The following is a 15123-nucleotide window of genomic DNA, read 5'->3' as shown; positions in this document are numbered from 1 at the left end:
ATGGCTTTCACCGGCACCTCGGAGGATGATGATGCGTCCCTGTGGCCCTGCTGAAGGCAAAGGTCTAGGAGGAGTCCATTTTAAGGGCTGGGGGTTGGGGTCCTGCGAAGCCGTGAATCAGGTATGGAATGCGGGAATCGAGGTTTGCGGTTTCCCACCTGTCGCCAGAAAAAGGCGACAGGATGGGGCACGGAAGTGTGTGGTGGAGCGGTCAGGAGACTGGCTGGCTGGGGTTCGTGGTTTCCCAGGTCTCAAATCGGGACCCCTCGGTTTCGCTCCGGGGCACCTTGGTTAGAGGGCGGGAGAGGCTGGTTCGGCGAGGGGGAGGGTGAAGTAGAAAGCTGCACCGGAGCCGAGTTCGCTTTCGGCGCGGACCTGTCCGCCGTGGGCGTGCACGATGTGCTGGACGATGGCGAGGCCGAGGCCGGTGCCGCCCGATTCGCGGGAGCGAGCCTTGTCGACGCGGTAGAAGCGCTCAAAAATGCGGCCCAGGTGCTCAGATGCGATGCCGGGACCGAAGTCCTGGACCCAGAACTCGACCTCATTTTCAAGGCGGCGCGCTCCAACGCGGAGGCGGCCGCCGGTTCCACCATATTTGAGGGCGTTCTCAATGAGGTTGCCGAGGACCTGGTTCATGGCGTCGGGGTCGGCCATGACTTTGTCGGCGGGGGCATCGTCGAGCTGGAGTTGGAGGCCGGCGTCAGAGACTATGCCGCCCATGGAGGCGACGGCGTCATCGACGAGGGCGGAGGCGGCGATGGGCTGGCGGTAGAGCTTGTAGTCAGGACTTTCGACGCCGGCGAGGGTGAGGAGGTCTTCGGTGAGGCGGTTCATGCGGCGGGCGCTGCGCTGGATGATGTGGAGGAACTCGCGGGAGGTTTCGGGATCGGGCATGGGGTCGTCGAGGAGGGTTTCGACGTAGCCCTGAATGGAGGTGAGGGGGGTGCGGAGCTCGTGGCTGACGTTGGCGATGAAGTCGCGGCGGGTGCGTTCGGCGGCTTCAATGCGAGTGACATCGTGGAGCACGGCGAGCGCGCCGCCGGAGGGGAGGGGAGCGGTATTGACTTCGAAGACGCGTCCGGGGGAGAGGGAACTGGCGCGGCCGCTGCAGACTTTCTTGTTCTCGAGGGCGGCGTTGACGCAGGCGAGCAGATCGGGGTCGCGGACGGAGTGGGCGAGGGTGCGGCCGGTGCGGATCTGGGTGCCGGCGATGCGCTGCATAACGGCATTGGACCAGCGGACCTGGCCTTCCGCGGTAACGGCCACCACGGCTTCCTCCATGGAGTCGAGCATGGCGGCGAACTCGTGGCGGCGGCTTTCCATTTCACTGATGCTTTGGCCGAGGCGCTCCGCGGTCTGATTGAGAGCGGACTCCATGGCGGAGAGCTCATCCTGGCCGGAGGCGGGAAGGCGAGCGCTCAGGTCGCCGGAGGCGATGCGCCGCGCGAAATCGACGACGCGCTGGAGGCGGTTCATGATGCGCACGGCGACCCAGGCGGCGAGCGGGAGTGCGACGAGGAGAGCGATGAGGCCGGACCAGAGGGCTTCCCATCCGAGACGCTGCAGGACCTCGCCGACGCGGCGCTCCATCAGGGCGCGGAACACGAGTTCCATGACGATGGTGTGGAAGGCCAGCAGCAGAACGAAAAGGCCCAGCAGCTTTGTAAATACTTTGCGAGTCAAAACGCACCACTCCAATCAGGTGGGGAGAACGATGACTGGATTATCGAGGGACCGGCGGCTGCCGGGCTACTCGCCTTTGGGCATCTCGAAGCGATAGCCGGCGCCGCGCACGGTTTTAAGATAGCGCGGGTTTTCGGGATCGATTTCGATCTTCTCGCGGATGCGCCGCACGTAGACATCAACGGAGCGGGGGGTGACGAAGCGGGCGTCGCCCCAGACGGCGTCGAGGAGGTGGTCGCGGCTGTAGACGCGTCCGGGATGGCGGGCGAGGTAGTCGAGGAGGCGGAACTCGGTTGCCGTGGTTGTGGTGAGCTCGCCGCGCACGGTGAGCTGCATGGCGCCGGCGTCGATGACCACTTCCTCAAAGCGAATGATCGAGGGGGACGTGGGGCGCTCGAAGCGGCGCAGCACGGCTTTGACGCGGGCCACCAGCTCGCGGGTGGCGAAGGGCTTGGTGATGTAGTCGTCGGCGCCCAGTTCAAGGCCGAGGACGCGGTCGTTTTCGCCGGCGCGGGCAGTCAGAAAGATGATGGGGATGGTGGAAAGAGAGGCATTGGAGCGCAGACGGCGGCAGACGTCGAGACCATCGCCACCGGGGACCATGATGTCGAGGAGGAAGAGCGCGGGGGGCTGGCGCTCGGCGTCAGGAATGATGTTGGAAGGGGTGAGGTACGGCTTGACACTGAATCCCGCCGCTTCCAGGTGATGCTGCACAAGCCGCGAAATATCGGCGTCATCTTCCAGCACAAAAACGGATTGGCTCAACCGGTCTACCCTCGTCCGGCGGCCAGGATGATTTCAGTTGGCGAAGGCCGCACGGAAACGACTTTAGATTAATGCAGCCAGGCAAATAAATTGCAAACGTTGTGTGAATTTGGCACGTGCCGTGCGGGCAACTGCGCCTTTGGCGCGGGGTGTGTTGCAGGTGATTGGGGCGGGGGCCGTCTGTGCTTCCGAGTTTTGAGGTTGCTCGCTATGTGTACTCATCAGTAATGGTGAAGCCTACCCGATGAGAAAGAAGTGCGACGACCAGAGGAGTTTGGCCCTCAAAATGGTGAGCTGGATCACTTATGGGAATGTGTATCTATATGATTTATATGGTACTTGTTTTCCACAGATGAGAAACAGCGAAAAACACATGGTTATTTTTCTGGTAAACAAGGGCTCCTGGTTGCGCGGTGAAAGCTGTCAAGGCGGATTGGGCGATTGAGTGCATGGCTGCGCTGTCCGGCCCGCGAGGCCGGCAGGAGACGAGTATGGGGGGTTTGGGCTGGGCAGACTGTGATGGCTGTCACGGGTGGGAGTGAGCCCAGATGGGTAGGGGTGGCCACTGTTCTGTTCGCGGCCCCTAAAGGTTCTCATCCTCATCATTAGAAGGTGATGCGGGCGGCGAGCTGGAGGCTGCGGGGGCCGGCGCCTTCGGCTTCCTGCAGGGTGGTGATGGAGCCGAAGCCGCTGGCATCGGCCTGCATGCTGGGGGGCTCGTAATTGCGGTGATTGAAGACGTTGGCGGCTTCAACGCGGAAGAGGAACTGGGCACGTTCGGTGAGGGCGAAAGCCTTGGTGGCCGAGAGCGAGAAGTTGACGGTGCCGGGGCCGATGACTCCGCCGACGGGGGCGTTGCCGAAGCGGCCGATGCCTGTTCCGTCGGGAGTGGCGAGGTTCTGGTAGGGAAATGCGTCAGGGTTGAGCCACTGCGTGGTGTTGCGGTGAGGAGCATAGAGCGGGGTGTGCTGACGCTGGTCTGTGCGGGCCTGGCCGACGGTGGTGAGGATGTTGGTGTTGGCGGGATCGACGGACTGCTGGTAGGGGGTGAGGAACGGACCGGACTGCCAGATGGTGACGCCGCCGATCTGCCAACCCCCGACGATTGAATTGAGAAATCCGGGTGAGTTCAGGAATCGCTTGCCATGGCCGTAGGGGAGGTCATAGAGATAAGTGGCCAGAAAGCGATGGCGGCGATCGTACATGACGTTGCCGTAGTCGAGGCCGGGATGGAAGCGGTCGGTGAGGAAGGTGCCACCGGCGACAGCGAAGGCGTTGGGAACGGCGCCGCCGGCGTTGGAGAGATCGCGGGTCCAGGTGTAGCTGGCATCGAAGGTGAGGCCGGAGCCGGCGCGGCGCGAGACTTCCGCCGTAGCGCTGTTGTAATTGCTTTCCGCGGCGTTGACGACGCTCTGGATGATGCTCCAGCAGGGATAGGGGCGGTGATCGGCGACCTGGCTGCCGTCCGAGCCGGCGTTGTCGATACAGGAGCCGGTGGCGGGTGCGTCGGGGTCGGCGCTGTAGTAGCCGTAGGGATTGGCGGGAACCTGGTTGAGGTCGACCATGGCGTCGAGGTTGTGGCCGTGGCTGCCGGCATAAGAGAGCCGCATGCCCATGCTGTGGCCCAGATCGCGCTCGAAAGTCATGTTCCACTGCTGGACGGAAGGGTCGTTGTAGTGGATGGGGAAGGCGTAATAGAAGCCCGCGGTTCCGGTGGTGCTGCCGCCGGCGGGATTGAAGGGATTGTTGAAGGTGAGCAGGGGCGTGGTTTGGGCTTCGTCGGCGAAGTCCTGGTTGTACGTGCCGACGTAGCTTGCGTGCACGGCCCAGCCGGCGACCAGCGAAAAGCCCAGGGGCGATTCGATGAAGCGGCCCCATCCGCCGCGGAGGACGGTTTTGTCGTTGCGGAACGGCCGCCAGGCAAAGCCGATGCGCGGACCCCAGTCTTGATGATCGGTGTAATGGAGGCCGGAGGGAAGCCCGGCCTGATGCGCGGTCATGATGGGGGTGGGCGCGATGGCGGCGGCGAAGTCACTGGAAGTGTAGTCAAGGGCGGCGGCGTCAGGCACCACTACGGCGCCTTGCACGTTGGCGCCATCGGTTCCGGTTCCGTTGAAGTCCGGCTGGAAAAAGGCGGTGTTGCCGTGCTGCTCCTTGATGGGCGGGTGAATCTCGTAGCGCAGGCCGAGGTTGAGGGTGAGCGACGGGGTGACGTTCCAGGCGTCCTGGGCGTAGACGGAATAGGAGTAGCCGAGGCCGTCCATGGTGGGACGGTTGGTGGTGCTGACCTCGGTCCAGTCGGGATAGCCAAGGAGGAACGCGGCGTAAGGGTCGCCGACGTTGGCGCCGACCTGCGAGCTGCCGTCAAAGACGTACCAGCCGGAGCGGTAGTTGCCGAAGACGTTGTCATCGTGATCGCGGATGCGTTTGAAGTCGGCTCCCAATTTAAGGGTGTGGGTGTGGTGAATCCAGGAGACGTTGTCGAGCGCCTGGATGATCTGACCGCGCTGCTTGCCGGGGTTTCCGGCGCCGGTGGACATGAACCCGTTGATGAGCACCTGGGGAGCTTCGGAGTAGTCGGTGGAGGGCTGAGGAACGGTGAGGCCGATATTGTCGAGTAGCTCGGTGGTGGAGTAGCTCTGGGTCTCAGAGGTGTGCTGCGCGTTATAGCCGCCGCGGAACTCGTTGAGGAGGGAGGGGGAAAAGATGTAGTTGTGGGCGAAGGTGAGGCCTTCATCGATTTCGGGCGTGTTGAAGCCGCCCTGGAGGGGGCTGCCGGCCTCAGCGCAGTAGGTATAGACGCAGGTGGACGAGGGCGCGGTGACGACCTGGCGGTTCTTGTAGGAGAAGCGCGCGAAGACATTCTGCTGTGACGAGAAGGTGTGGTCGAGACGCACGTCGCCCTGGTCGCTCGAGATGGGCGACGGGAAATTCACCTGGTAGTTGTTGGCGTAGCTGTCCGGGCCGTTGGTGTTGGGAGCGGGGAAGAGATGCTGGAGCAGGGCGGCGGAGATGGTGCTCACGGGGACGTGGGCGGGATCGATGGGGGTGATGCCGTCGGGCTGGTAGATGGCGTCCACGCCCTGACCGGTGAGGTAGTTCACCAGGTTTCCGTTGCGCATGTCCTGGGAGGGGACGCTGAGGACGATGGGGGTTTCGCGAGGGAGGCGGAGGCCTTCATAGCTGAGGAAGAAGAAGGTGGAGGGACTGGCGGAGCGGCTGAAACGGAGGGGGCCGCCGAGAGTGGCGCCGAAGTCGTTCATGATGATCTTCGGTTTGGAGAGGGTAAAGGGGTCGCCGGCGTTGAAGACGGTGTTCTGGTGATTCTCAAATGCGCCGCCGTGGTACTTGATGGTTCCGGCCTTGGAGACGGTGGTGATGTCGGCGACTCCGGAGAATTCGGCATTGTTGTTGGTGGCGCTGATCTGGATTTCTTCAATGGAATTGAAGGATGGGAACATCTCGTTGACGGGGCCGGAGTATTCGACGCCCACGCTGGAAATGCCATCAATGGTGACGCTGAGGAGGGCGGGTGTGGTGCCCATGATGGCGAGGTTACCGCTGTCGTCGGTTTGCACGCCGGCTTCCGTGGTGAGGGTGGAGATGGGGCTGGTAGAGCCGGTGGAGCGGGAGTAGATGGCGACGGGAAGCTGGACCAGTTCTTCTCCAACCTTGGTTTGCGTGATGGAAGAAGTTTCAGTGTTGATGACTTGGGGGGGATCGTTGATCTCGATGGTCTGGGTGTCGGCGACCACGTGCAGGACAAAATCGACGCGGCGGATTTCTCTTGCTGTGAGCTGAATGCCGGGCAGCGAGGCGGTGGCGAAGGAAGGCGCGCTCAGGCGCAGTTCGTAGGCTCCGGTATCGATATTGTTGAAGGCGTAATTGCCGTCCTGATCGGTTTGCGCGGCACGTTCGGCGGCGGTGCCGGTGTTTACGAGCTTGATGTCAGCCCCGGCGACGACGGCGCCGGAGGGGTCGCGCACGGTGCCCAGGATGGAGCCGAATGTGGACTGTGCCCTGGCCGCAAGAGGCGTGAGGGCGATGAGGGAACAGAGCAGGACGAATAGGGTTCGGCCGCGGAGACGGGCCGAGGAAGAGCAACATGACATCCCTCTCACCTTCCAGGTGGAATCCAAAGCGCGATACGCAGGAGTGCAATTGTTACGGAACGATTACAGGGTATCGTCAATTGCGGCTGAGGAGAACTGCGGAGGGGGCAAAAAATCGATAAGGGGGAAGCAGCAGGGGGCTCCGTGGAGCGGGGGCGCTGATTGCGATTGGCTCAGGTGCCGGTTTTGGCGAGTTCGGGTTGGGCTTCTGCGCGGTGTTGCTCGCGGAGCTGCTGGGCTTTGCGGCGTTCGCGCTCGAGGCGTTTGTTGCGCACTTCGCGTGAGGCGAGCCACATGAGTGAAATGAACGTGCACGCGAGAAGGGCGATGGCGGGCATGCCGTGGAGCTGGTCGAGTCCGTCGGAGTTGAAGTTGCCGTAGAGCATGGTGAGCCCGGCGAAGACGAAGACGATGTGGGCACAGAAGACGCGCAGCGAGGCCATGCCGAGGGTGATGAACGGCTCGCGATGAATGAGCTTGAGCACGTACTTTCGCGACCAGTAAGCGCAGACCATGAAGGCGGCGAGGTTGAGGACACGGAGCGGGCCGATCTGCCATTTGTCGAGTTTGAGGCCAAGCGTTTGAGGAGTGAGTTGCGGGCCGAACCAGCCGAAGCGCACACCGATGAAGAAGACGCAGACCGCCGCTGAGACGGCGGCCAGCCAGGCGGGGATTTTGTCGAGGGGGACGCGGTCTGTTGCGGATTTGGCGCCGAGCCACATGCCGACTGTCCAGATCATCTGCCAGGCGAAGAGGTTGAAGGCGCCAGATTCCTGCAGGGGAATAGGCAGATGGGTTACGTGCACGATGGCGTTGTGGACGAGGTCGCGCACGCCGAACTGCGCGAGGAGCCAGACGAGGCCGCTGGCGGCGAGAATCCACTTCCAACCCCAGCGCACGGCCGCGGAGAGCACGATGGGGGTGAAGAAGAGGAAGGTGACGTACATGGGGAGGATGTCGAGCAGCGGGGGGCAATAGATGAGCAGGACAGAGCCGGCGATGGCGACAAACGGGTGGGCGAAATAGAAATTGAGCAGGTTGGTGAGTGCGGCTTTGTGGGTGTGGATCGCGATTTGCGCCACGACGGTGAACGCCAGCGCCAGCATGATGAGGTGATAGCTGTAGATCTTCAGGGAACGCTTCCAGAGCTGGGCGCGCGCATGGCGCGGATCCTGCACCAAGCCGCGGATGTAGAGTCTTCCGATCAGCAGGGCGGAGATGAAGACGAATCCTTCCGCCGAAGACACGAACCCCAGCGGCTGGTTCACAAAGTCGCTGAACCGCGTGGGCAGGTGCGTAATGGTCATCCACACCAGGAAGAGCCCGCGCAGCGCATCCAGTTCCGGACTGCGCTCGAGCTTGGGTAGATGAAGGTGCTTGGGCAGCGGCATTTCGATTATCTCGGCAAGAGGCATCACTTGAGCGAGATTCCCCCTGGGGAGTTAGATGATCTGCCGGCGCTGGAGTTGAGTTTGGGACTTCGAATTGCCGTAAATCTTTTGCGATGGCCACTGTCACTTCATCCGGTTGACCCCGCCTTGGGGGCTCTGCCAGACTCCGGTACGCATATTCTGCCGCGCACACTGGGTCGCCTTTGGGCGGCATTCCATCTCCCCGGACTCTGGTTCTCCGGCGCGGCGGCTATGCCTTCGAAATTCGCGCCGAAAGGCGCGCCACTCGGACTCAGGAGGAAACCATGAAGAAATACCTTGCAGAAGCGATCGGAACCTTGATTCTGGTGCTCTTCGGTTGCGGAACAGCCGTGGTAGCGGGCGAGAAGGTCGGCGTCCTCGGGATTGCGGTCGCCTTCGGCTTTGCCCTTATCGGCGCTGCCTATGGAATCGGGCCGATCTCCGGCTGCCATATCAACCCCGCTGTGAGCCTGGGGGTTTGGGCGGCCGGCCGGATGAGCCTTCGCGACATGATCGGATACTGGGCCGGCCAGTTTGCGGGCGGAATTGTGGGGGCGTGGATTCTTTCCGTGATCGTGAGCGGAGTCGGCGGCGGCCACGATCCATCCAAGCTGGCGCAAAACGGCTGGGGACCGGGGTACCTGGGTGAATACACCATGATCTCGGCCATTCTGTTCGAGCTGGTGGCGACGTTTATTTTCGTCGTTGTGATTCTGGGAGCAACGCAGAAGGCGTCGCCGGCGGGATTTGCCGGGCTCGCCATCGGAATCACCCTCACGGCCATCCATCTGTTCGGAATCTTGATCACGGGAACGAGCGTGAATCCGGCACGGAGCCTGGGACCGGCACTGATGGCCGGCGGTCATGCGCTGGCGCAGGTGTGGTTGTTCCTCGTCTTCCCAACTATCGGCGGACTGGTGGCCGGGCTGCTGTTCCGGGCGGGCACACTGGAAGTTGCAACCGGAGTTCCGCAGAAGGCTTTCCGCGAAACGCCGGTTGCTGTTGGTGATTAGTCGAGGTGATCGAGGGTCTCGAGCGAGGCGATGTAATCCACCACCGCCTCGCTCCAGCCATCGATGTGGGTCCACTCGCCGTAGCCCACGCCGTTGCGGTTTGAAGCTACGTTGATCACGTAACCCTTGCCGCTGGGCGCGCGCACATGGTCGTGCGACTGCTCGTCGGTGATCACCACCAGGCGGTCGTAACCGTTCCGGTGATTCTCTTCGACGTGCCGCATCGCCGCGCCCAGGTACGTCCCCGCATGCGCCTGGCTCTTCTCCATGGCATCACGCAGCGCCATGCCGCGGCGCGACGGAACCAGCCGCGCGTGCTCTGAGAAGGTGTAGACCGTCACCTTCTCCGCGATTTCGCGCAGCAGGATCGCCAGCCCGTATGCGGCGTCGGCACGGCGCATTTCCGCCTTGCGCGACAGCGGCGACTCCATCGAGCCCGATACGTCGACCAGCAGCACGGTGTGGCCTGCCAGCCGAGCGGTGCGGCCTTCCCCGTTGCCCTCAATCGCCCGGAACATGGCGGTCTCCAGCGCCTCCTCCCACTGCGGGGCGTGGCGAGCAGCGGCGAGGAAGCGGAAGGGGAGCACCCGCTCCGTCTTCACCACAGCCAGCGCGCTCAGCACCAGTTCCTCGCTTACACCGGCCTCGCGGAAGTTGCGCAGGTTACGAAGCAGCGCCAGCGCACCGAGCTTGCGCCCGGCCAGCAGGCGCTCCCACGTCTCGCGCTTTGACCGAGCCTGCTCTCCGGCTTCGCGGCCGGTTGCGGAAAGCGCAACCTCCCACGTTTCCGGGGTGGCCAGCTCATTCTGCGCAAGGCGCTTCCAGAGCTCAGCCTGGGCGCTATCGACAGGCTTGGCGTGGGAGAGGAACAGCACGTCCCGCAGGCGCACCGCGCCGGCGCGATCGTACTTAGCCAGCGCGTACTCGTCGAACTTGACGAATGCGCCGGCCAGCCCCTTCTTCACCTGCGCGGAGAGCGGCTGCTTTCCGCCCGCCCAGTAGATGGCGACGAACTCGGCCAGCTCGTCGGCACGCTGGATTACGCGCGTCAGAGTGTCTGCCACCAGCCCGCGATGCGTGGCATGACGTGCCATCTCGCGCACCAGGAACAGCGGAGCGTGACGCAGCTTCATCTGCTCGCGCGCCTCCACGGAGAGCGCGGCGACCTTTTCGGCCTCGACACGCGGAACAAGTTCGCGGATGCGGCTGGCGATCTCGACACCGTCCTCGTAGAATTCGCGCTCCCACAGCATGCAGGAGAGAACGGAGCGGCGGAGGGCCTGCTCGGCGCTGAGAAGCGCGGCGGGCGCGCCCTCGTGCGTGCGGGGCGTGATGAGATGACTCAGCTTCAATACATTCAGGCGCATACCATCGCCTCCTTTCGAAAAGAAGAGGGAACAGGCAACAGGGATCAGAAAGACTGCCGGGGAAAAGTCGGACGCGGTTAGCTTCATCGGTCTTTCGGACCGACGGCAGGAATCGAACCTGCTCCTCCGTGGTTAACGGAGTTCTCCAGATGAACCCGTGTCCTGCGCCACCGGCAGTCTTGTTCAGTTGTGGTTAGAGGATGCGGGCGGCTTCGTCCTCATCCTCATCGTCGTCGGCTACGCGGCGGACTGGCTGCACGGTTGTAATCGTGCTGAAGCCGGCGGTGCGCATGGAGACGCGGGTGGGCGCCACTTCAAGCGCCAGCTTGGACATCTGTTTCCAGTCCGGACGGCTGCGGTCGTCGAACTCCGAGCAGTCGAGCATGGTGAACGGCACCTTGAGGTTCGGATTCGTGTTGGTGCAGATCACGATGAAATCCGACTCGCGGTATCCGGTCATGCACTGGCCCCAGTTGCAGCGGCGGCACAGGTGTTCGTGGCCGACCGGGGTTCCATTCTTGACATTCAACCTGCCCATGGCATTTGCTTTCTAATCCGGCGTGCCGGAGAGTTATGCTGCGGTTTCCGCGGAAATCTGCGCCGGGGTGATGGTCAGCCAGCGCGGAGGAGTTAAGGCCGGGGAATAAGCGGCAACGGGATTGGCGCTCTACCACTGAGCTACTGGATCACTCGCGCGACCCAGGCGGGAATCGAACCCGCGACCACCAGCGTGTCAGGCGAAGTATCCGTAACCTGCGCCACCGGCCAAACCTGGAGTTGTGTTGCACGGACATTGAATCCGGGTTACCTGAAGAGAAATATCCCGATGGGTGTGCTAAGTTGCACGAGCGATAAGCTGACTAACTCAGCAACAATCAGGATCATCCCTCAGGGGCTAAAGCCCAGACGCAAAGAAAGAGCTTATCGGCCCGACTAAAGTCGTGCCCTTGTTACAAAGCCCGTTCCACCAGCATTTTCATCGAGCTCTAAAGTGGCGCCCTGAGACAAAGCCGCCGATGTCTCACAGGCATCAGCCAAAGAGCCGTCATCTATGTCCGAGGGAACAGACGGGGACTGGTGGATTCGATCCGAGTCGAGGAACCAGGCCTCTTCGCCACTCGGGCACAGAGCTGCGGAACCGCGGACATGCCGCTGTTACGGGACGATCCGGTCAGATGAATCCAATGTGCGTGTGCTTTGCGCAGGAGCAGCAGCCAGTGGGCTATTGGAATTTAGGAAACCACGCCCGGCGGCCGACGCAGCTCGTATCGAGCCGTTCCAGCCTACGCATCGAGATTTGCGTTGTGTGATTCATCGGGTGTGTCTCCTACGCTCAAACTACTCTGCCATAACTTCGAAATCAAAGCAAGTTATTCGTGTGGATATTCCAAAAGAAAGTGTTGGAAGTTAGCACGAGTTAGGCAGGGATGCGTGCAACGAAGCGCAGGCGCACATAGTCGGCGACCCAGTTGCCTTGTTCATCCTGCAACGCGGGCGCGAGAAGGGCGCAGGTTTCGTCGATGACGGGCTGGCGGATTTCAGCGGGCAGGCTATCGAGCACGCCGCGCCGGAAGACGTTCAGCCATGCGGCCATGCCTCGTTCGCCAAGGGGAGTGGGGCGGGGAATCCAGTCGATACGGTCGAGATTGAAGCCGTGCCGTTCAAGGCGGGTTTGGTAGGCGCCAGGTGTGGGGTAGTAGTTGACGCCGTCTTCGCGGTCCGCATACCCGTGGCGGGCAAGGATTGCCATCAGCGCTACGCGGATGGCAGCGATGTTGCCGTGGCCGCCCATCTCCGCGACGAAGCGGCCGCCGGGCTTGAGCACGCGGCGCACCTCAGACATCGTCTCGTCCTGGCCACGGACCCAGTGCAGGGCGGCGTTCGAGAAGACTGCATCGAAGGCAGCGTCGGGGAAGGGAAGTTGCTCGGCGGCGGCGTGGACTGCGTCGATGCCGCGGCTTCTGGCTGCCTGCACCATCGCTGCGGAGGCATCTACTCCGGTGACGAGTGCGCCTGCAGCGGCGAGTTGGCGGGTAAGTTGGCCATCGCCGCAGCCAAGGTCGAGGATCCGTTCTCCAGGTTGCGCGTTGAGCCACTCCACTACGTCTCCGGCGAGTTTGTGAACGAATGCGCCCTCGCGCCCATATGCTTGCGGATCCCAGTTCTGTGTCACGGATTGCCCTCCTGAGAGGCAGTGTCGCCTTTGATGGGCGTATCAGGCAAAGTTATTATCGTTTGCGATCTGATAAGCATTGCTTATGATCAGCGGTTCGCGCGCGATGCGCGATGCGCGCTGAAATCAGCCGTTGTTATACTGCGATTCCAATGAGAGACGAGCGCAGCCTGTGGAGTGCGGTGATGTCGGATGGGCGGCCCTTGCTGGCGCTGACCGGGGTCTCGCTTGCGCTGGCGGGCGGGTTTGCGATTTTGCAATCGGTTGCGGGGCAATTGCTGCCGCAGGATAGCCACGCGATTGGCATGGATGCGGAGACGCTTGCGCACGCGGCGAATCATCGACTGCTGGGATTCATGTTTCATGACCGCGTGGCTTACGGCGGAACGCTGCTGGCGATTGGCGCCGGGTACATGTGGATCGCTGCCTTTCCGCTGGCGCGACGGGAGCGATGGGCATGGTGGGGGCTTCTGGCTTCAGGGGTGATTGGGTTCCTGGCGTTTCTCACTTACCTGGGACAGGGATATCTGGATACGTGGCACGGGGTGGCCACGCTGTTTCTGCTGCCGGTGTTTGCGACGGGGCTGTGGCGATCGAGGCCGCATGCGCAAGCCGGCGACAGATGGAGCGCGCCGCGGGGACGGGATGAGGGTGTGGGACGGTGGGGCCGGGTGCTGCTGGGGTGCTGCGCGGCAGGGCTGGTGCTGGCCGGGGGAACGATTGCGGTGTTCGGGATGACGATGGTGTTTGTGCCGTCCGATCTGCGCTTCATCGGGCTTGATCCGCAGGCGCTGGCGCACATCTCACCGCGGCTGATTCCGGTCATTGCGCACGATCGATCCGGCTTTGGCGGGGGGCTGTGTTCGATTGGATGCCTGCTGCTGTTTATGGCGCGATGGGCGGAGTTGAGCCGCAGCTTTGTGGAGATTGTGCTGGTGATGGGCTGCGCGGGTTTTGGGGCAGCACTCGGCGTGCATTTTGTAGTGGGGTATGTGGACTCTATGCACCTGCTGCCGGCGTTCGCCGGGCTGCTGATTTTTATTGCGGCGGATGGGTTGTTGTGGGCGGGCTGGTTGCGAGTTTCAGCGGCGGAGCGGGAGGATTCGGCGCGGGCGGCACAGGCGCGCTGAAGGGGAAGCGGGAATCGCGCCGCTCGGGTCCCGGTGTGTATTGTTGTATGCGTTGCCGCAATCACACATCGGAGATACATACACCATGATGGTTTGGAATCGCAGGAATTTTTTGCGCGCCGCGGGCGCGGTTTCGGCGGGGGGCGTGCTTCCCGGCATGCATCTTCTCGCTGCGCAGGAAGCGGAGCCGGCGAAGCCGGTGGCCGCTAACGATCACATCCAGATTGCTCTGATTGGCGCAGGCGGCCAGGGCATGAACGACACCAAGGCTGCGGTGCAGGTGCCCGGCGTGAAGCTGGTGGCTGTGGCGGACTGCTATAACGGCCGGCTGGCGCGATCGAAGGAGATCTGGGGCGATGACGTTTTCACTACGCGCGACTACAACGAAATTCTGGCGCGCAAGGACATCGATGCGGTGATTATCGGCACGCCCGACCACTGGCACAAGCAGGCGTCAGTTGATGCGATGAAGGCGGGCAAGGACGTTTATTGCGAGAAGCCGATGATCCATCTGTATTCGGATGGGCCGGAGATGATTGAGACGGCGAGGTCGACGAAGCGGATTCTGCAGATTGGAAGCCAGCGCGTGAGTTCGGTGATCTACGCGAAGGCCAAGGAACTGCTGCAGGCGGGCGAGATTGGCAAGCTGAACATGGTGACGGCGTACTGGGATCGCAACTCGGCGATTGGCGCGTGGGACTACACGATCCCGGTGGATGCTTCGGCGGAGACGTGCGACTGGCCGCGGTTCCTGGGCTCGGCGCCGAAGATTGCGTGGAGCTCGGAGCAGTTCTTTCAATGGCGCAAATGGAAGGCTTACGGCAGCGGCGTGGCGGGCGATCTGTTTGTGCATCTTTTCAGCGGAACGCATTTCATCACGGGGTCGAAGGGACCGGTGCGCGCGATGGCGACCGGAGGCCTGCGCTACTGGAAGGACGGCCGCGACGTGGATGACGTGATGCTGGGGCTGTTCGATTATCGCGAGGGGTTCAACCTGAGCCTGCGGGTGAACTTCGTGAACGGCGGCGAAGAGAGCGAGGCGCTGCTTTTCACCGGGGACGAAGGCTCGATTGAGATTGGGTGGACGGGGCTTACGGTGACGCGGGTTCCGCGGCAAAAGGCGCCGGGGTACACGATCGAGACGTTTCCGGCGGATATCCGGAAGGCGACGGTGGCGGAGTATGACAAGAAGTATCCGCCGCACTCGGGCGACGGCGACCTGGGCAGCAGCGAGAAGTACAGTGCGCCAAAGGGGTATTCCGACAGCTACGACCATTTCAAGAATTTCTTCGAGTGCGTGCGCACGCGCAGGCAGCCGGTGGAGGATGCGGTGTTCGGGTATCGGGCGGCGGGGGCGGCGCTGCTGTCGAATCTGAGTGCGGAAAAGGGGCAGGTGGTGCACTGGGATCCGGATGCGATGAAGCTGGCATAACCACCTGCGGCGGGGCCGGTCGCGGCTTCGCCGCCT

General features: G+C 62.7%; 10 protein-coding genes. 3 read left to right on the top strand and 7 right to left on the bottom strand.

Translation table 11 applies throughout. From position 1 onward, the window contains the following. Positions 1-291: 291 nt before the first annotated feature. The 4 genes from VGL22_RS08570 to VGL22_RS08555 form a co-directional block, all read right to left on the bottom strand. A complete protein-coding gene (locus tag VGL22_RS08570) occupies positions 292-1683 on the bottom strand; it encodes a sensor histidine kinase (RefSeq protein ID WP_465266488.1) in 1392 nt (463 codons plus the stop codon). Positions 1684-1749: 66 nt separating this feature from the next. Then, positions 1750-2448, bottom strand: a complete 699-nt coding sequence (locus tag VGL22_RS08565) for a winged helix-turn-helix domain-containing protein (RefSeq protein WP_465266487.1) — start codon at positions 2446-2448, stop codon at positions 1750-1752. A gap of 605 nt (positions 2449-3053) precedes the next feature. Then, a complete protein-coding gene (locus VGL22_RS08560; RefSeq protein ID WP_465266486.1) occupies positions 3054-6560 on the bottom strand; it encodes a TonB-dependent receptor in 3507 nt (1168 codons plus the stop codon). Positions 6561-6733: 173 nt separating this feature from the next. Beyond that, the gene (locus tag VGL22_RS08555; RefSeq protein WP_465266485.1) at positions 6734-7951 is read right to left on the bottom strand and encodes an OpgC family protein; all 1218 of its coding nucleotides are present in this window, start codon (positions 7949-7951) and stop codon (positions 6734-6736) included. Positions 7952-8256: 305 nt separating this feature from the next. On the opposite strand from VGL22_RS08555, the gene VGL22_RS08550 reads away from it, so the two are divergent. Next, positions 8257-8985, top strand: a complete 729-nt coding sequence (locus VGL22_RS08550) for an aquaporin (protein WP_465266484.1) — start codon at positions 8257-8259, stop codon at positions 8983-8985. On the opposite strand, the gene VGL22_RS08545 is transcribed toward VGL22_RS08550, so the two are convergent. The 3 genes from VGL22_RS08545 to VGL22_RS08535 all read right to left on the bottom strand — a co-directional run bounded on the left by VGL22_RS08545 (position 8982) and on the right by VGL22_RS08535 (position 12525). Further along, positions 8982-10352, bottom strand: a complete 1371-nt coding sequence (locus VGL22_RS08545; protein ID WP_465266483.1) for a TROVE domain-containing protein — start codon at positions 10350-10352, stop codon at positions 8982-8984. The genes VGL22_RS08550 and VGL22_RS08545 overlap by 4 nt on opposite strands. A gap of 193 nt (positions 10353-10545) precedes the next feature. Then, on the bottom strand, positions 10546-10890 hold the full coding sequence (locus tag VGL22_RS08540) for a hypothetical protein (protein WP_465266482.1): 345 nt from the start codon (positions 10888-10890) through the stop codon (positions 10546-10548). A gap of 879 nt (positions 10891-11769) precedes the next feature. Further along, a complete protein-coding gene (locus VGL22_RS08535) occupies positions 11770-12525 on the bottom strand; it encodes a class I SAM-dependent methyltransferase (RefSeq protein ID WP_465266481.1) in 756 nt (251 codons plus the stop codon). Between the two features lie 152 nt (positions 12526-12677). Here VGL22_RS08535 and VGL22_RS08530 point away from each other — a divergent pair, with 152 nt between their 5' ends. Next, positions 12678-13655, top strand: coding sequence for a hypothetical protein (locus VGL22_RS08530; RefSeq protein WP_465266480.1), 978 nt, complete (start codon positions 12678-12680; stop codon positions 13653-13655). A gap of 85 nt (positions 13656-13740) precedes the next feature. Further along, entirely contained in the window at positions 13741-15087 is a 1347-nt protein-coding gene (locus tag VGL22_RS08525) for a Gfo/Idh/MocA family oxidoreductase (RefSeq protein ID WP_465266479.1), read from the top strand. Positions 15088-15123 lie beyond the last annotated feature (36 nt).

The sequence above is a fragment of the Occallatibacter sp. genome (assembly GCF_036502485.1).
Taxonomy (GTDB): domain Bacteria; phylum Acidobacteriota; class Terriglobia; order Terriglobales; family Acidobacteriaceae; genus Telmatobacter.
Note: the sequence above shows the minus strand (reverse complement) of the source record. Positions and strands in the feature narration are given on the sequence as shown.